Genomic DNA, 15,743 nt, shown 5'->3' on the forward strand with positions numbered 1-15,743 from the left:
TGACCGCGTGCCGGTTGCACACCGCATCATCTTCCGGAATCGGCGCGGTACGCGGCCCGCCACGCACGGCGCCCCCTTCGCACCGCGAAGGCGGCTCGTCGCCAGGCGTCTCACCGCAAGCCGTCGGAAGACCGCGCCAAGGGCCTCCCCGAGGGCCTCCCCGGTGGTCCGGACGCGCCGCGCGGGAGGCGCCCCGGGGTCCACATCCCGGACAACTACCCTCGGCTCATGAACGCAGAAGCCGACGCCCTCGCCGCCGTGAAAGACGCCGACCGGAAGCACGTCTTCCATTCCTGGTCGGCTCAGGAGCTCATCGACCCGCTCGCCGTCGCGGGGGCCGAGGGCTCGTACTTCTGGGACTACCAGGGCAATCGGTTCCTCGACTTCTCCAGCGCGCTCGTCTACACGAACATCGGCTACCAACACCCGCGGGTCGCCGCCGCCATCGCGGAGCAGGCCGCCAAGCTGTGCACCGTCGCCCCCGGCTTCGCCGTGGACGTCCGCTCCGAGGCCGCCCGACTGATCGCCGAGCGCACCCCCGGCGACCTCGACAAGATCTTCTTCACGAACGCGGGCGCGGAGGCCGTGGAGAACGCCGTACGAATGGCCCGGCTGCACACCGGCCGGCCCAAGGTGCTGTCCGCGTACCGCTCGTACCACGGGGCCACCTCCACGGCGATCAACCTGACCGGTGACGCCCGCCGCTTCGGCAACGACACCGCGACCGCGGGCGTCGTGCGCTTCTGGGGCCCGTTCCTCTACCGCTCGCCCTTCCACGCGACCACCGAGGCCGAGGAATCCGCCCGCGCCCTGCGGCACTTGGAGGACACCATCGTCTTCGAGGGCCCGCAGTCCATCGCCGCGATCATCCTGGAGACCGTCGGCGGCGCCCCCGGCGTACTCGTGCCCCCGGCCGGCTACCTGGCGGGCGTGCGCGCGCTCTGCGACCGGTACGGCATCGTCTTCATCCTGGACGAGATCATGGTCGGCTTCGGTCGGACCGGCGCCTGGTTCGCCGCCGACCACTGGGACGTGCGCCCCGACCTGCTCTGCTTCGCCAAGGGCGTGACCAGCGGATACGTCCCGCTCGGCGGGGTCGCCATCTCCGCCGCCATCGCGGAGACCTTCGCCCGCCGGCCCTACCCGGGCGGACTCACGTACTCCGGGCACGTGCTCGCCTGCGCCGCCGCCGTCGCGACGATCAACGTGATGGAGGAGGAGGACACCGTCGGGCAGTCCGCCCGCACCGGCACGGACCTGCTGGGCCCCGGCCTGCGCGCCCTCGCCGAGCGGCACCCCGCCGTGGGCGAGGTCCGGGGCATGGGCACCTTCTGGGCGTTGGAACTCGTCCGGGACCCCTCGACGCGCGAGCCGCTGGTCCCGTACAACGCCTCGGGCGCCGACAACGCGCCGATGGCCGCGTTCGGCGCCGCCTGCAAGAAGGGCGGGCTGTGGCCGCTGATCGCGGGCAACCGCATCCACGTCGCGCCGGCCTGCAACATCTCCGCCGAGGACGTGGCCAAGGGCCTGGCGATCCTCGACGAGGCCCTCTCGGTCGCCGACGCACACATGGCCTGACCTGCGGTTTCCTTCGAGGTCTGTGGGGTCGCCCAATCCGTGGGTGCCGGTATTCGGATGATCCGTGCGGGGGAGATCCTCCCCCGCACATGTTGCAATCCGTAGCGCGGCACACAGCAGTACCAAGCACCTACGGACCGGGATGCACGTCAGTCCCGGGGCGGTCCCGCGGGACCGAACGGCGGGGAGCGGCACGTCTTGAACTTCGGGTTGAACTTCGGGCGGGCGCTGGACGCCGGGCGTACGGGATCCAGACAACCGGACTCCGTGTTCCCGAGAACCCGAAGGAAGACACCATGAGCAAGCACGTCCTGGCGCAGAACCAGTACGGCAAGGCCGAGAACCGCATCGTCAAGGTCACCCGCAAGGGCAGCGACGGTTCCTGGCACGAGATCCGCGACCTCAACGTCTCCGTGGCCCTGCGCGGCGAGTTCCGCGACGTCCACCTGACCGGTGACAACGCCAACTGCCTGCCGACCGACACCACCAAGAACACCGTGTACGCCTTCGCCAAGGAACACGGCATCGACTCCCCCGAGGCCTTCGGCATCCTGCTCGCCAGGCACTTCGTCTCCTCCCAGGTGCCGATCCGCGAGGCGCAGATCCGCATCGAGGAGTTCGTGTGGGAGCGGATCCCGGTCCCCACGCGCAAGGAGCAGCACTCCTTCGTCCTCAAGGGTCAGGAAGTGCGCACCGCGCAGGTCACGTTCAGCGAGACGACGGGACTCCAGGTCATCTCCGGTCTGAAGGACCTGACGGTGATGAACTCGACGAACTCCGAGTTCCACGGCTACATCAAGGACCAGTACACGACCCTCCAGGAGGCGTACGACCGCATCCTGGCGACCAAGGTGACCTCGCGGTGGGCGCACTCGGCACTGGCCGCCGAGGACTCCGCGTACGACTGGGACCGGTCGTACAAGAAGGTGCGCAAGCACCTTCTGGAGGCCTTCGCGGAGACCTACTCGTACTCGCTCCAGCAGACCCTGAACCAGATGGCCGAGCGGGTGTTGGACAACTGCCCCAAGGTCAACGAGGTCCGGCTGAACCTGCCCAACAAGCACCACTTCCTCGTCGACCTGGAGCCCTTCGGCCTCAAGAACGACAACGAGGTCTACTTCGCGGCGGACCGGATGTACGGCTTGATCGAGGGCACCATCCACCGTGACGGCGTGCGGCCCGTCATCGCCACCAGCGACTGGATCGTGGCGTAACGCCCGAGGCGGCCGTCGGTTCGGCCCGGACCGCGTCGCGGGGTCCGGGCCGTTCGCGTTCCCCGGCCGGCGTCCGGCCCGTTCGCGCTTCCTCGGTGTCCGTGCCGTTCGCGTTCCCCGGCGTCCGTGCCGTTCGCGCTTCCTCAGCCGGCCTCCGGGTCGGGGCGGCCCAGGAGCAGGTTCCAGCGGCCGGAGCGCCCGGTGAGGGTGGTGACCGTGTCGGGCCGCGCGTCGAGCCGCCAGAACACCGGGGCCGGCAGTTCCAGGGCGTGCACCACCGCCGCCCGTACGACGGCCTGCTCGACCACCACCCGGTGCGTTCCGGGCGCCAGTGCGGCCAGGTGCGCGCCGACCCGGGCGATCAGCGCGGCCACCGACTCCCCGCCGGGCGGCGTGTACCCGGGGTCGGTCAGCCACGCCCCCACGGCCGCCGGGTCCTCGGCCGCGACCTCCTCCAACGCCCGGCCCGCCCACGCCCCGACCGCGAGGCCGCGCAGGCCCTCGTGACCCGGGACGGGTTCCCCGCGGCCGAACGTCCCGGGGCGGCCGTCGGGGCTCGACGGCGGGGTGACCAGGTGGACGCGGACGACGGATCTCGGAGGCACGGAACGCACAGAGGCCATGTGGGGAGCGTAAAGCGCCCGCCCGGGGCGTGAGACGGCGGCCACACGCCGTGGTGTTCAAGCCAGGCGCGCGGTACGGTCTCGGACGACATGACGACGGTATGACGGAAGCACCGGTGAGAATCCGGCACGGTCGCGCCACTGTGAAACCTCCCGCAGGAGTTCGGGGAGGGAAGTCAGACCCGCCACCTTCGTCAAGAGCACCACTGACCGGGACGCGTGTTCCCCCTGGAGGTTCTGCCATGGCTCAGTCCGCCGTGCCCACGACGGCTCCCGCCGCCGTTGCCCCGATTTCCCTCTCCGCGCTGGCCCCCTGGGCCGTCTTCGCGGGCGTCCTCATGCTGGTCCTGCTGTACCTCGTCGGCGCCGAACAGGGCGCCACCGCGATCTTCGAGGGCGACACCATCCACGAGTGGATGCACGACGGTCGTCACCTGCTCGGCTTCCCCTGCCACTGATCCCCGCACCGCTCAGCAAGGGAACCCGAACATGAACCCCATCTCCCCCAGAGTCCTGCTCGTGCGGGGCATGCTCGCCGGCCTGCTCGCCGGCGTGGCCGCCTTCCTCGTCGCCTACCTCCTCGGCGAGTCCAAGGTGGACGCCGCCATCGCCATCGAGGAGGCCGGCGCCCACGAACACGGCGACGAGGGCGCCCCCGTCAGCCGTGCCCTCCAGGCCACGGCCGGCCTCGGCACCGGCACCCTCCTGTACGGCGTCGCGATCGGCGGCATCGCGGCGCTCGTCTTCTGCTACGCCCTGGGCCGCATCGGTCGTTTCGGCCCGCGCGCCACGGCCCTGTTGGTCTCCGGCGGGCTCTTCCTCACCGTCAACCTGGTGCCGTTCCTCAAGTACCCCTCCAACCCCCCGGCCGTCGGCGACCCCGAGACGGTCACCCAGCGGACCACCCTCTTCGTGCTGATGATCGCGTTGAGCGTGCTGCTGGGCGTGGGTGCGCTGATCCTGGGTCGGCGCCTCGCACCGAGGCTCGGCAACTGGAACGCGTCGATCGTCGCCTCGTTCGCGTTCCTCGTGGCGATCGGCCTGTCCTACGCGCTGCTGCCCGGCATCAACGAGGTACCGGAAGGCTTCCCGGCTGCGCTGGTCTGGCAGTTCCGACTCGCCACCCTCGCCCTGCAGGCCGTCACGTGGGCGACTTTCGGCCTCGCCTTCGGACATCTAGCCGAACGCGCCCTTGTCCCCGCGACCCCGGCCCAGGAGGCTGTGCCGACGAGTTGACGATGAGGGGGCCGGTCGCACATGCCGACGGCGATCAGGGAGTGGCGGGGCTGGACGGGCGCCGCCCCGTTCTGGCTGAACTCCTTCCTGCTGCTCCTGGCCCCCTTCACCGCCGTCACCCTGTTCGCCCAGATCGGTGTCATCACGGCGCTGGCCGCCCTCGGCGGCCTGGTCCGCCAACTCTGGTACGGCGACTACGGCCACCCCGCCGTCCACCTCTGCGCCGCCTTCATGGGCGCGACGGCCGTCGCCCTGGTCGTCGTCTGAGACGCTCCTGACGCCGTGGCCGGCCCCGCGCCGGCCCCGCGCGAAACACCCCTGGCCGGGCCCCTGGCGACCGCCCCGGATCGGCCGGTGCGCCGCGACCGGGGAGAATGGGCGTTTCGAACGAGTACGGGGGCCGGTGTGGCGACAGGACGGGACATACCCGAGGAATACCTGGAGGGTTACGTCCGGATCCTCGAGAACGTGGCCGTGACCGGCCGGCGGCCGGGCCGCGACGAACTCGACGCCCGCCGCGCGCTCGGGGAGAAGGCCGCCGAGGCCGGGTACGCACTGCGCGCCCTGGTCGGCGCCCACCTCGCCGCGACCCGGGCGGTGCTCGGCGGACACCACACCCCCGACCACGTCATGGCGGCGGTGGAACAGGCCGTGGACGCGTTCGCCGAAGGCCACGAGCGGGCCCAGCGGATGGCCGTACGGCAGGAGGAAGCCGCCCGCCGGGAGTTCATCGACGACCTGCTGCTCGGCCGCAGCGACCTAGGCCGGCTGAGCGAACGCGCGGCCCGCTTCGGCCTGCACCTGGCGCACGCGCACGCGGTGGCGGTGGCCCGCGGCCCCGAGTCGTACGTTGACGCCGGCTCGGCGATCCGGAAGGTCGAACTCGCGATGACGACCCGGTTCGGCAACCGGACCTTCCTCCTCGCCACCAAGGACGGCCAACTGATCTGTGTGGCACCGGGCGATCACGACGAGGTGCTGGCCCACTTCGCGAAGCAGGCGTACGCGGCCGGGACCGAACGCGGCCTCGTCGCGATCGGACGCCCGCATCCGGGCGCGGGCGGGGTCGTGACCTCGTACGAAGAGGCCCTGAGCGCGCTCGACCTGGCGGACCGGCTGGGATTCGAGGGCCCCGTGCTGCGCTCCGCCGACCTGCTGGTCTTCCCCGTCCTCGCGCGTGACCGGGCCGCGATGGCCGATCTCGTGGTGAGCGTGCTGGGGCCGCTGCGGGGTGGTCGGGGCGGGGCTCGACCGCTGCTGGACACCCTGACCGCCTACTTCGACGCGGGCTGTGTGTCGGCGGAGGCGGCCCGCCGGCTGAACCTGAGCGTGCGGGCGCTGACGTACCGGCTGGAGCGGATCCACCGGCTGACCGGGACGGATCCCGGGGACCCCGCGCAGCGGTACACGCTCCAGACGGCGGTGATCGGGTCGCGGCTGCTGGACTGGCCGGCGAATCCGCTCTGAGTCGTCACGGCGCCGCACTCCTCCTCACCCTTTCGGGCGCGGACCCCCGCTCGGGCCGAAGCACGACCGGCGCACCGGCCGCGAGCTGGGAAGACGCACGCGCACCCGGGTGACGTGTGGGTGACTTGCCGTCAGCGTGGGATGACTCCCGATGTGCGGGCGGGCCGAGAGCGGTCCACTGCTCACAGGACCCGGCCGTCCGAGCCGGACCAGGAGGGAATGCCCATGCCCCGCGCCCAGTGGATCGTCGCAGCGGTGACGATCACTCTGCTGTGTACCGGCGTAGGGATGTTGAGGAGCAGCGACGGCGCCCCGCCCGCCGCCGCCGGCACGGTCGCCGACTCGCTCCCCTCCCGGGCACTGGGTCTGTCCGGCCATCGCCGGCTCGTACACGAACTGGAGCACTCCGGCCCGCACACCCCCGGCAAGGGGGCCCGGTCCGCGCGGGGCGGCCTGCCCGGCCCCGTCCCACCGATGCGGGCGGCGCCGCCCGTGCGGCTGGTGATCCCCGCGCTGGGACTGGACGTTCCGCTGACCGCCGACCCCGAGGACGGCGACGCGATCCGCTGGGACGCCGACGGCCCGGCCCCGGGCTCGGCCGGCACGGCCGTCGTCACGGGGAACGGGCTGCGCCTGGGCGAGCTGCGGCGGGGGCTGACCATCGAGATCGCCCGCGCGGACCGCCGGACGGCCGTGTTCACCGTGGACCGGGTCTCGCCGGCCCGCGTTCCCGGCCCGTCCCCGCGGTCCGGCGAGCACGCCGGCGAGCGGACGGAGCGGGAGCCCGGCGAGCGGACGGGCGGGGTGGCGGAGCGGGAGCCCGGCGAGCGGACGGGCGGGTCGTCGGAGCGGCGGGCGGGTGAGCGGGCCGGGCGACGCGCCCAACTGCGTCTGATCAGCGGGGAGACGGCCGTCGTGGCCCGACTGACGGGCCGCCACCGGGCCCGCTGACGCCCCGGCGGCGGGCCCGGTGTCAGCCGACGGGGGTGTCTTCGTCCCCCGGTCGGGGGCTTCTTGGGCCCCGGTGGGGAGTGCTTCGGCGTGTCGGGGCACAGAGCTGGGCATGAGCGGTGCTCGGTACGCGCGGACGGCTGCGGCGAAGGCCCTGACGATGGCCTGCGTCGTGCTGCTGTGCCTCTTCGGCGCCGGCCCGGCCGGCGCGATGGCCGTCGAGGCTCGGCCCGCCACGAGCGCCCCGTCCACCCCGGCGGAGCCCTCGGAGAGCCCGTCCGACCCCGCCTCGGATCCCGAGGCGAGGGCGACCCCGCGCGCGGTCGTGCGCGGCATGGTGGGTGTGCGGCAGCCGGCGCCGCCGGTGTTTCACGTGAAACAGCGGGAGGCGCGGGCATCCCGCGTGACCTCGTACGGGACGGCCGAACCGGCGCTGTCCCGGCGGACGGTACGGAGTGTGGTCCTGCGCTGCTGAGCGGGCCGAGCAGCAGCACGCACCCCCACACTCCCTCGAACACCGAGCACACCGTGAGGTTCCGCCATGCCCATCGACCCCTACGCCGCCCTGAACGCCATGCTGCGCGCCGAGGCCTCCCGTTTCACCCCGCCTGCGCGACGCCCGGAGCAGCCGGAGTCCGAGCCCGCCGGCCGTCCTGAAGCCCCGGCCGCTCGCCCGGCCGAAGCCGCCGCGAAGGAGTGACCCCTCCCCGGATACAGCGCGTCCCCCGGACCCGGTCCGGGGGACGCGTGGTGCGGGGGACGCGTGGTGCGGGGGACGCGTGGTGCGGGGCTCCGTCGGCTCAGGGCTCTCGCATGTAGTAGCGGTAGAAGGCGGTGAGCCCGGTGGCCGCGGCGACGGCGATGCCGAGCCCGGCGGAGCGGAGCACGCTGTCGCCGGTGAGGCTGTACAGGTAGCCGACGGCCACGCCGCCGAAGGCGCCGTAGGCGGCGGCGTGCAGTTCCCTCGGCAGTCGGGAGCCGATCCGGCCGAGGGTGAACATGATCGCGGCGAAGAGAACGCCGCACAGGATGCCGTAGAAGACGTTGCCCGCGTCGACCGGGCCCATCTGGCGCTTGATGAAGGCCGCCCAGACCCCGTAGACGAGACCGGCCAGCAGGGCGCGGACCATCGCGCCCTTGCTCAGGTCGTGCGCCCGGTCCGTCGTCGTCCCCCGGTGCCGCCGATGGGCGGTGGGTGCCGCATGTGCCATGACGGGGCTCCTCTCTCCACCATCCAGGGCACACCCGCCGCCTCGGACCGGCAAGTGGATCAAGCGGTGTCCCCGTCGCCCCTCGGCCCGCCCGCCGGCGCCCGGTGGGGCCCCACCCGGTCCGTTCCCGCCCGCCACCCGCTCGCAGCAACAACGCTCGCGGGCCGCACCCCCGCGGCATTCCCTGGTGACGTGCGCACCTTCCTGTCGACGGTACTGATCGTGCTCGTGGCCCTGCTGGTGCCCGCGAGCGCGGTCGCGTACTGGGCCGACCGCGAGCTGGGCGACGCCGACCGCTACACCGCCGCCATGTCCCCGCTCGCCGAGGACCCCGCCGTGCGGGGCGTGGTCGTCACCCAGGCCACCCGCGCGCTCGCCGGCCAGATCGACGCGGGCCCCTTCCAGGGCGGGGTGGACGCGCTCCTCGGCGAGGCCCTGCAGTCCTTCTCCGGGACCCCGGCCTACCGGACGGCCTGGGACGCCGCCAACCGCGCCGCGCACGCCGCGTTCCTCAAGGCACTCACCACCGGCGACGGGGACGCCGTCACCATCGACCTCGCGCCCGTGATCGCCCGGGTGAAGGGGGAACTCGTCCAGAACGGGGTGCCCTTCGCGGACCGGATCCCGGTGACCCACGTCTCCGTCGAGGTCATGGAGTACGACGACCTGGGCGCGCTGCGGAAGGGCTTTCGCGTGCTCCAGATCGCCGGGGTGTGGCTTCCCCTCCTGACCCTGCTGCTGGCCGCCGCGGCCATCGCGGTCGCCGTCCGACGGCGGCGGGCCGTGATCGCCACCGGACTGGGGCTGGCGATCGGGGCGGTGCTGCTGTGGCTCGCGGTGCAGTGGTGCCGCCGCCTCACCCTGGAGGACCTGCCGGCCGACATCGACCGGCCCGCCGCCGGGGCGGTGTACGACGCGCTCACCGCGTTCCTGCGGACCACCGCCTGGGTGGTGCTGGCCCTGGGACTCGCGGCGGCGCTCGGCGCCTGGCTCGCGGGGCGGCTGCGCCGCACACCATAAGCTCGGAAGGTGCGGAACCTGCGGAGAAATGGGCAGACGACCGGAGAACTCCACAGAAGCACCGATTCGCGAGCGGCGGCACGGAAGCGGGAATGACCACCGAAAGACGCACCGAGCACATACGGTCCGGGCACTCCCGGGCCCGGCAGATCCCCCTGACCCCGCCCGCGTGGCTCCTCAACGGGCTGCGCCCGAGCAGCGCCCCCGTCCCGTGGGCCGCCGTCGTGCGCGCCGGCATCGCGCTGTCCGTCCCGCTGGCCGTGGGCTTCGCGCTGGACGAACCGGAATACGGCGCCCTGGTGTCCATGGGGGCCCTGTCCGGGGTGATCGGCGACACCGCCGACGCGTACCGCATGCGCGTCCTCAACATCGCCGTACCGCAGCTCTTCGGTGCCGTCGGAGTGGCCGTCGGCACCCTCGTCTTCGGGCACGGCTGGCTCGCCGTCGCCGTGTTGACCCTCGTCGCCCTCGTCTCCGGAATGATCTCCTCGATCGGCACGGTCGCCTCCGTGTCCGGTCTCCTGCTCCTGCTGAACGCCGTGGTCGGCGCCGGCCTGCCGATGCCCCGGCCCTGGTGGACGGCGCCGCTGCTGCTCACCGCCGGCGGGCTGTTCGTTCTGGCGCTCAGCCTGGCGGGCTGGCCGCTGCGCGGGCGGCAACCCGAGCGGGTCGCCGTCGCGGCCGGGTACCGGGCCCTGGCGGACACGCTGGAGGCCGCGGGCGGGCCCGACTACGAGGAGCGCCGCCGGGAGGTCACCCAGGCCCTGAACCAGGCCTACGACCTCGTCCTGGGCCGGCGGGCCCTGGTGCACGGGCGCAGCCCCTCGCTGGTGCGGATGCTGGCCCAGTTGAACGTGCTGATCCCGCTCGTCGAGGGGGCGCCCGCGGCGCACCTGCGGGGGCGGCCGCTGCCGCCCGAGATCCCGGCGGCCGTGCGGGAACTGGCGGCGGCCGTCGAGGACGGCCGCACCGGAACCCCCGTCCTGGATCTGCCCCCGCCGCACGGCCAGTCGGAGCGCGCCATCGACGCGGCCCTGCGGCACGCGGCGACCATCGTGCACCTGGCCGAACCGCGGATGCACAACGTGGACGACCGGCTCGGCAGGCCGGCGGCGCTGGGGATCAGGGCCCGGCGGGCGGTCCGCGACATGATGTTCTCCCGGGCCTCCTGGCGGTACGGCATCCGGCTGGCCGTGTGCATCGGGCTGGCGCAGGTGCTCGTCTCGGTGGTCCCCATCGAGCGCTCGTACTGGGTGGCCCTGACCGTCACGTTCGTCCTCAAGCCGGACTTCGGCTCGGTGTTCTCGCGGGCCGTCCTGCGGGCCCTGGGGACGGCCGTCGGGCTGGTCCTCGCCGCCGCCGTGCTGGCCGAGGTGCCGCGCGGCTGGTGGGACGTGCCGGTGATGGCGGTGCTGGCCGCGCTGATCCCGGCGTTCTCCGCCAAGGGGTACGCCTTCCAGACCGCCGCGATCACCCCGGTGATCCTGCTGCTGTCCGACCTGCTCAACCACCAGGGCTTCGACCTGATCCGGCCCCGACTGCTGGACAGCCTGATCGGCTGCGCCATCACGCTGGTCGCGGGGTACCTGCTCTGGCCCGAGAGCTGGCACACCCGGATCGGGGACCGGCTCGCGGACACCGTGGACGACGCCGCCCGGTACGTGGAGCGGGCGTTCGGCACGGACCACCCCGACACGGAGGCCGGACAGCGGGCCGCCCGCACCGCCCGGCTCCAGGCCCGCCGACGGATCTACCGGGACCTGTCGGGCGTACGGACCGAGTTCCAGCGGGCGTTGACCGAGCCGCCGCCGACGGGGGCGCGGGCCGCCGCGTGGTGGCCGCTGGTGGTGGCCGTGGAGCGGATCGTCGACGCCACCACGGCCGCCCGGGTCCGCGTCAACCACGGCGCGGACGCCCCCGGCCCGGACGAGGTCGAGGCCGCCGTCCGGGAACTGCGCGGACTGGCCGAGGGGGTGCGCGCGAGTCGGACCCCGGCGGCGGTACGCGGCGGCCCGGCCCCGATGGGCGGGGAGGACTCCGTGCTGGCACCCGTCCACCAGGAGATCGCCGCGGCCCGCGCCATCGCCGCCCCCGCCGGCTGACGGCCCGACCCCCGCGCGCGGAGGCGGGGCGTCCCCCGAATGGGTCCGTGCCCGGGCCGGTGGTCCCCCTCCGGGGGAGCATCGCCCCATGAGGTCCCCCGTCCCGCCCGGCCGGCGCCCCGGCGTCCTGGCTCTCCCCGTCCTCGCCGCCCTGCTCGCGGTCTCGGCCGGGTGCGCCGACGTGGAGGGACTGCGGAGCGACGGCGACCTGGGCATCGTGCACGCCCCGCAGACCCTGTGGAAGAACGTCCACCCGGCGCCGCCCGCGGCGGACCAGAAGCCGGGCACCGCCACCGTGGTCCCGGGACTGCCCAAGGCCCCGGGCCCCGGCATGCGCGGCGTGAACCCGCTGGACGTCGTACGGGCCGACGTCACCGCCTCCGCCCGGCAGGACGGCGGCACGGGACGGCTCGTCGACCCGCGGGCCCCGCAGCGGATGGCACTCTGCACACAGGCTGTGGACGGGGGTCCCGACTGCCCGATGCGGCCGTCCGTCCTGCACGACGTGACGGGCAACGGGCGGGAGGAACTGATCACCGCTCTCGACCTCGACGGCCGCGACAGCGAACTGCGCGTCTACACCGTCCAGGACGACGGCGCGATCGCCCGGATCCTGTACCGGCGCGGAGTGCTGGAGGGCGTGGAGGTCGCCGCCGAACACCTCGCGGTGCGCGAACCGACGTCGAATCCCAAGTACGTCTCCGTCTCCGACTACGTGTGGGACCCGGACGCGAAGATCCTCAACCTGTCCCAGCTCACCCTCGACGAGTGCCGCACCGCCAAGGACGGTTCGACCGGCTGCTCCCCGAGCCGGACCTGAGGGGGCGGGGCCGGATGCGGGTGACGAGCAGTCTGCGCTGGAAGATCGCCCTGACGACCACGGCGGTGTGCTGCGCGGTCGCGGCGGTGCTCGGGATCCTCGTGCACAACGTGGTCGCCGGACAGGTCGTCGGCGAGGTCCGCAAGGACGTGAACCGGGACCTGGACGACGCCGTCAACCAGTACCAGTACGGCACCGTCCACGGCGACGTGCACGTGGTCATCGACCCGCCCGAGCTCCCGGCACCCCTGCGCGAGCTCGTCGCGCGCGGGGAGACCGGGAGCATGGTCGGCGAACACGACGGCGAACCCGCCATGTGGGGCGCCGGTCCCGCCGACGCGAAGGTGCTGGCCGTCTGGCTCCCCTTCGAACAGACCCGCCGGCGGCTGCGCGACCTGGACACCGCCATCCTCGCCTCCGCGGCGCTGGCCGCCGGGATCGTGGCACTGGCCGGCCTGTTCCTGGCCGACCGGATCAGCCGGCGTCTGGCGACCACCGCCGCCGTGGCCCGCCGGATCAGCGCCGGCGACCTGGACGCCCGGGTGGGGCTCCCCGCCGATCCGGACGACCCCCGGGACACCCGCCACCGCGACGAGGTGCGCGACGTCGCGCACGCCTTGGATTCGATGGCCGGGTCGCTCCAGGGACGGCTGGAGGCCGAGAAGCGGTTCACGGCCGACGTCGCGCACGAACTGCGCACCCCGTTGACGGGCTCACTCGCCGCCGCGGCGCTGCTGCCCGAGGGCCGGCCCAAAGAAATGATCAACGACCGGCTCCGTGCCCTGCACCTGCTCACCGAGGACCTGCTGGAGATCTCCCGGCTGGACGCGGGGGTGGAACAGGCCGAACTGTCCCAGGTGGAACTGGGCCGGGCCGTGCGGCGGGCCGTCGCGGGCACCCGCCTGCCCGTGTCGGTCCGGGTGGTCCGGGACACGGTGGTACTCACCGACCGGCGCCGACTCGACCGGATCCTGGCCAACCTGCTGGTCAACGCCGACAAGCACGGGAAGCCGCCGATCGAGGTGTCCGTCGAGGGCCCCGTGGTGGTGATCCGAGACCACGGGGCCGGCTATCCACCCGAACTGATCGAGCAGGGCCCGCAGCGCTTCCGCACGGGCGACCCGGGACGGGGCCGGGGCCACGGTCTGGGACTGACGATCGCGGCGGGTCAGGCCGCGGTGCTGGAGGTGGAGCTGACCTTCGCCAACGCCCCTGACGGGGGCGCGCAGACCACCCTGCGCCTGCCCGTAGGGCGTCTGATCGCGGACAGTTGAACGGGACGAGGGGATGTTTCACGTGAAACACCCCCACCGACACCGGTCGACACAGCCGATCAGTCGGTTGATCAACTGGCTCTGTGAGTCCGACTGGTTCAGACTCCGATGTTCTTGCCGTCCTTGCGCCAGACCGACACGACCGCCGGGCGGACGATCTTGCCGGGGCCGTCGGGCCACACCGACTGGGGCTTCTCCACGGACGCGCCGTCGATCTCGCCCGGGTGCTGGACCGAGACCAGGACGCGCTTGTCCTGGATCAGCGGGCCACAGGTCTCGGCGCCGCGCGGCACGGTCAGGAACTGCTTCAACTCACCACGGCGTTCACCGGCCGTGGCGACCCCGAACAGGCCGTCGTGCGAGCCGAGCTGGTTGCCGTCGGTGGAGATCCACAGGTTGCCGTGCGGGTCGAAGGCCACGTTGTCCGGGCAGGAGATCGGGCTGACCTTGTCCTTCGGGAAGCCCGCGAAGTAGGTGGCCGGGTCGTTGGGGTCACCGGCGACCAGGAAGAGCCGCCAGGCGAAGCCGTCGCCCGCCGGGTCGTCGAAGTTCTCGGCGAGCTCCAGGATCTGGCCGTGCTTGTTCAGGTTGCGGGGGTTGGCCTCGTCCGCGCCCGCCTTGCCGGCCTTGCCGCGGTCGGTGTTGTTGGTCAGCGCGATGTAGACGCGGCCGGTGCGCGGGGAGGGCTCGACGTCCTCGGGGCGGTCCATCTTGGTGGCGCCCACCTTGTCGGCGGCCTGCCGCGTGAAGACGTACACCTCCTCGGCGGTCATGCCCTCGACGTGCGAGACATTGCCGGTGGCGAGCTTGATCCAGGCACCGGATCCGTCGAACTGACCGTCCGAGGGGAGCTTGCCGGTGCCGTCGATCTCGGCGGCCGGCGAGTCACCGGTGAGCTTGGCGACGTACAGGGTGCCCTCGTCGAGGAGCGTGAGGTTGTGCTCCTTCGCGGCGCGCGAGCCGCCCTTCTTCATCCGCTTCGACGAGACGAACTTGTAGAAGTAGTCGAAGCGCTCGTCGTCGCCCATGTAGACGACCGGACGGCCGTCCTCGGTCAGGCGCGGCTGCGCGGCCTCGTGCTTGAAGCGCCCCAGCGCGGTGCGCTTGCGCGGGGTGGACGTCGGGTCGTACGGGTCGAGCTCGACGACCCATCCGAAGCGGTGCGACTCGTTGGGCTCCTGCACGGTGTCGAAGCGCTTGTCGAACCGCTCCCACTTGCGCTCGGTGGCGCCCGTGGTCATGCCGTAGCGCTTCAGGCGGGCGGCCTGGGTCGGGTCGGTGACCTGCCCGGCGTTGGCGAAGTACTGGTTGAAGTTCTCCTCGCCGTGGAGGGTGGTGCCCCACGGGGTGGTGCCACCGGCGCAGTTGTTCAGGGTGCCGAGCACCTTCGTGCCGGTCCGGTCGGCGGAGGTCTTCAGCAGCTCCGAGCCCGCCGCGGGGCCGGTCAGCCTGAACTCGCTGGTGGCGGTGAGACGACGGTTGAGCTGGTGCCGGGAGACCGCCGTCAGCTTGCCGCTGCGGTGGTCCTCCTGCACGACGACGACGGAGAGGCCGTGCGCGGCCCAGGCGATCTCGACCTGCTCGCGGGTCGGGTTGGCCGGGTCATACGCCTTGAACATGAGGTTCTCGTCGGTGTACTCGTGGTTGGCCACGAGCAACTGCCGACGCTCGTAGTCGTCACCGAGCGGGAGAAGGCTCAGGAAGTCGTTGTTGTAGCCGAACTGACCGGCCTGCGCGGCGGCGGTCTGCTTGTCGGGGTTGAAGCCCGGGGCGCCCTTGACGATGGGCTCGCCCCAGCGGATGACCACGTTCTGCTCGTGGCCCTCGGGGACGGTGACCTTGTCGTCGGTGTTCGGCGCGACGGCCTTGAAGCGCAGTCCGCGAGCGGCGTCGCCGACACCCGCCACACCGGAGCCCCGGGGATCGACGGAGGGCGAGGCGTTGGCGGCGGAGCCGTTGCCGCCCAGGGTGACGGCGGTGCCGGCGGCGGTGGCCACCGTGACGACGGCGGCGGACCGGAGCATCGAGCGGCGGGAGTAGGCGCGGGCGATCACATCGCCGACGTACTCGTTGTCGCTGGTGTTCGGCACCTCGTGGAAGCAGGCGTCGCCACAGCGGTAGCGGCAGGTGAGAGCGGAACGGCCGCTCCCATGCGGGTTGCCGAGGAGCGGCAGAAGCTTGCGCACGAGGTGTCCTCCGAGGGTGCACGGCGCCGACAACATGTCGGAACGAACAGCCGTGACGCTA

General features: G+C 72.9%; 16 protein-coding genes. 13 read left to right on the forward strand and 3 right to left on the reverse strand.

Annotated elements, in window-relative coordinates:
- The first annotated feature begins 228 nt into the window (after positions 1–228).
- A complete protein-coding gene (locus ACFYW3_RS18445; protein ID WP_389386784.1) occupies positions 229–1,578 on the forward strand; it encodes an aspartate aminotransferase family protein in 1,350 nt (449 codons plus the stop codon).
- A gap of 296 nt (positions 1,579–1,874) precedes the next feature.
- Positions 1,875–2,792 carry a factor-independent urate hydroxylase gene (gene pucL, locus ACFYW3_RS18450; RefSeq protein ID WP_351760393.1) on the forward strand — a complete coding sequence of 306 codons (918 nt, stop codon included), beginning with the start codon at positions 1,875–1,877 and terminating at the stop codon, positions 2,790–2,792.
- Between the two features lie 143 nt (positions 2,793–2,935).
- Here pucL and ACFYW3_RS18455 read toward each other — a convergent pair whose 3' ends face one another.
- Positions 2,936–3,415, reverse strand: coding sequence for a histidine phosphatase family protein (locus tag ACFYW3_RS18455; RefSeq protein ID WP_351760396.1), 480 nt, complete (start codon positions 3,413–3,415; stop codon positions 2,936–2,938).
- A gap of 242 nt (positions 3,416–3,657) precedes the next feature.
- On the opposite strand from ACFYW3_RS18455, the gene ACFYW3_RS18460 reads away from it, so the two are divergent.
- From ACFYW3_RS18460 to ACFYW3_RS18490, 7 genes are all read left to right on the forward strand, one after another.
- Positions 3,658–3,873 carry a CbtB-domain containing protein gene (locus ACFYW3_RS18460; RefSeq protein ID WP_053675696.1) on the forward strand — a complete coding sequence of 72 codons (216 nt, stop codon included), beginning with the start codon at positions 3,658–3,660 and terminating at the stop codon, positions 3,871–3,873.
- Positions 3,874–3,904: 31 nt separating this feature from the next.
- Positions 3,905–4,651 (forward strand): CbtA family protein, encoded by a 747-nt coding sequence (locus ACFYW3_RS18465; protein ID WP_351760399.1) that lies wholly within the window; start codon positions 3,905–3,907, stop codon positions 4,649–4,651.
- A gap of 21 nt (positions 4,652–4,672) precedes the next feature.
- Positions 4,673–4,918: a hypothetical protein gene (locus tag ACFYW3_RS18470; protein WP_053675691.1), complete on the forward strand. Its 246-nt coding sequence runs from the start codon at positions 4,673–4,675 to the stop codon at positions 4,916–4,918.
- Positions 4,919–5,056: 138 nt separating this feature from the next.
- Positions 5,057–6,118: a PucR family transcriptional regulator gene (locus tag ACFYW3_RS18475; RefSeq protein WP_389386785.1), complete on the forward strand. Its 1,062-nt coding sequence runs from the start codon at positions 5,057–5,059 to the stop codon at positions 6,116–6,118.
- A 225-nt stretch (positions 6,119–6,343) separates the two neighbouring features.
- A complete protein-coding gene (locus tag ACFYW3_RS18480; protein ID WP_389386786.1) occupies positions 6,344–7,069 on the forward strand; it encodes a hypothetical protein in 726 nt (241 codons plus the stop codon).
- A gap of 112 nt (positions 7,070–7,181) precedes the next feature.
- Complete coding sequence (locus tag ACFYW3_RS18485; protein ID WP_351760408.1) at positions 7,182–7,544, forward strand: hypothetical protein; 363 nt, start codon at positions 7,182–7,184, stop codon at positions 7,542–7,544.
- Between the two features lie 66 nt (positions 7,545–7,610).
- Complete coding sequence (locus ACFYW3_RS18490) at positions 7,611–7,769, forward strand: hypothetical protein (RefSeq protein WP_389386787.1); 159 nt, start codon at positions 7,611–7,613, stop codon at positions 7,767–7,769.
- A gap of 100 nt (positions 7,770–7,869) precedes the next feature.
- Here the strand turns inward: ACFYW3_RS18490 and ACFYW3_RS18495 are convergent, their stop codons facing one another.
- Positions 7,870–8,280: a hypothetical protein gene (locus ACFYW3_RS18495; RefSeq protein ID WP_351760414.1), complete on the reverse strand. Its 411-nt coding sequence runs from the start codon at positions 8,278–8,280 to the stop codon at positions 7,870–7,872.
- A 192-nt stretch (positions 8,281–8,472) separates the two neighbouring features.
- Here ACFYW3_RS18495 and ACFYW3_RS18500 point away from each other — a divergent pair, with 192 nt between their 5' ends.
- The 4 genes from ACFYW3_RS18500 (at position 8,473) to ACFYW3_RS18515 (ending at position 13,496) form a co-directional block, all read left to right on the forward strand.
- The gene (locus ACFYW3_RS18500; protein WP_351760417.1) at positions 8,473–9,300 is read left to right on the forward strand and encodes a hypothetical protein; all 828 of its coding nucleotides are present in this window, start codon (positions 8,473–8,475) and stop codon (positions 9,298–9,300) included.
- 92 nt (positions 9,301–9,392) lie between these two features.
- Positions 9,393–11,402, forward strand: a complete 2,010-nt coding sequence (locus ACFYW3_RS18505; protein WP_389386788.1) for an FUSC family protein — start codon at positions 9,393–9,395, stop codon at positions 11,400–11,402.
- A gap of 88 nt (positions 11,403–11,490) precedes the next feature.
- The gene (locus ACFYW3_RS18510) at positions 11,491–12,222 is read left to right on the forward strand and encodes a hypothetical protein (RefSeq protein WP_389386789.1); all 732 of its coding nucleotides are present in this window, start codon (positions 11,491–11,493) and stop codon (positions 12,220–12,222) included.
- Between the two features lie 14 nt (positions 12,223–12,236).
- Positions 12,237–13,496, forward strand: a complete 1,260-nt coding sequence (locus tag ACFYW3_RS18515) for a sensor histidine kinase (protein ID WP_389386908.1) — start codon at positions 12,237–12,239, stop codon at positions 13,494–13,496.
- Between the two features lie 98 nt (positions 13,497–13,594).
- Here ACFYW3_RS18515 and ACFYW3_RS18520 read toward each other — a convergent pair whose 3' ends face one another.
- Positions 13,595–15,682 carry a PhoX family protein gene (locus ACFYW3_RS18520; RefSeq protein ID WP_389386790.1) on the reverse strand — a complete coding sequence of 696 codons (2,088 nt, stop codon included), beginning with the start codon at positions 15,680–15,682 and terminating at the stop codon, positions 13,595–13,597.
- Between the last annotated feature and the right edge of the window lie 61 nt (positions 15,683–15,743).

Source organism: Streptomyces sp. NPDC002602, assembly GCF_042889445.1.
Taxonomy (GTDB): domain Bacteria; phylum Actinomycetota; class Actinomycetes; order Streptomycetales; family Streptomycetaceae; genus Streptomyces.

Excerpts from the sequence above, each read along its gene's own strand:
- ACFYW3_RS18445 (WP_389386784.1), top strand. The coding sequence starts at position 229 with ATGAACGCAGAAGCCGACGCCCTCGCCGCCGTGAAAGACGCCGACCGG.
- pucL (WP_351760393.1), top strand. The coding sequence starts at position 1,875 with ATGAGCAAGCACGTCCTGGCGCAGAACCAGTACGGCAAGGCCGAGAAC.
- ACFYW3_RS18455 (WP_351760396.1), bottom strand. The coding sequence starts at position 3,415 with ATGGCCTCTGTGCGTTCCGTGCCTCCGAGATCCGTCGTCCGCGTCCAC.
- ACFYW3_RS18460 (WP_053675696.1), top strand. The coding sequence starts at position 3,658 with ATGGCTCAGTCCGCCGTGCCCACGACGGCTCCCGCCGCCGTTGCCCCG.
- ACFYW3_RS18465 (WP_351760399.1), top strand. The coding sequence starts at position 3,905 with ATGAACCCCATCTCCCCCAGAGTCCTGCTCGTGCGGGGCATGCTCGCC.
- ACFYW3_RS18470 (WP_053675691.1), top strand. The coding sequence starts at position 4,673 with ATGCCGACGGCGATCAGGGAGTGGCGGGGCTGGACGGGCGCCGCCCCG.
- ACFYW3_RS18480 (WP_389386786.1), top strand. The coding sequence starts at position 6,344 with ATGCCCCGCGCCCAGTGGATCGTCGCAGCGGTGACGATCACTCTGCTG.
- ACFYW3_RS18485 (WP_351760408.1), top strand. The coding sequence starts at position 7,182 with ATGAGCGGTGCTCGGTACGCGCGGACGGCTGCGGCGAAGGCCCTGACG.
- ACFYW3_RS18490 (WP_389386787.1), top strand. The coding sequence starts at position 7,611 with ATGCCCATCGACCCCTACGCCGCCCTGAACGCCATGCTGCGCGCCGAG.
- ACFYW3_RS18495 (WP_351760414.1), bottom strand. The coding sequence starts at position 8,280 with ATGGCACATGCGGCACCCACCGCCCATCGGCGGCACCGGGGGACGACG.
- ACFYW3_RS18505 (WP_389386788.1), top strand. The coding sequence starts at position 9,393 with ATGACCACCGAAAGACGCACCGAGCACATACGGTCCGGGCACTCCCGG.
- ACFYW3_RS18510 (WP_389386789.1), top strand. The coding sequence starts at position 11,491 with ATGAGGTCCCCCGTCCCGCCCGGCCGGCGCCCCGGCGTCCTGGCTCTC.
- ACFYW3_RS18515 (WP_389386908.1), top strand. The coding sequence starts at position 12,237 with ATGCGGGTGACGAGCAGTCTGCGCTGGAAGATCGCCCTGACGACCACG.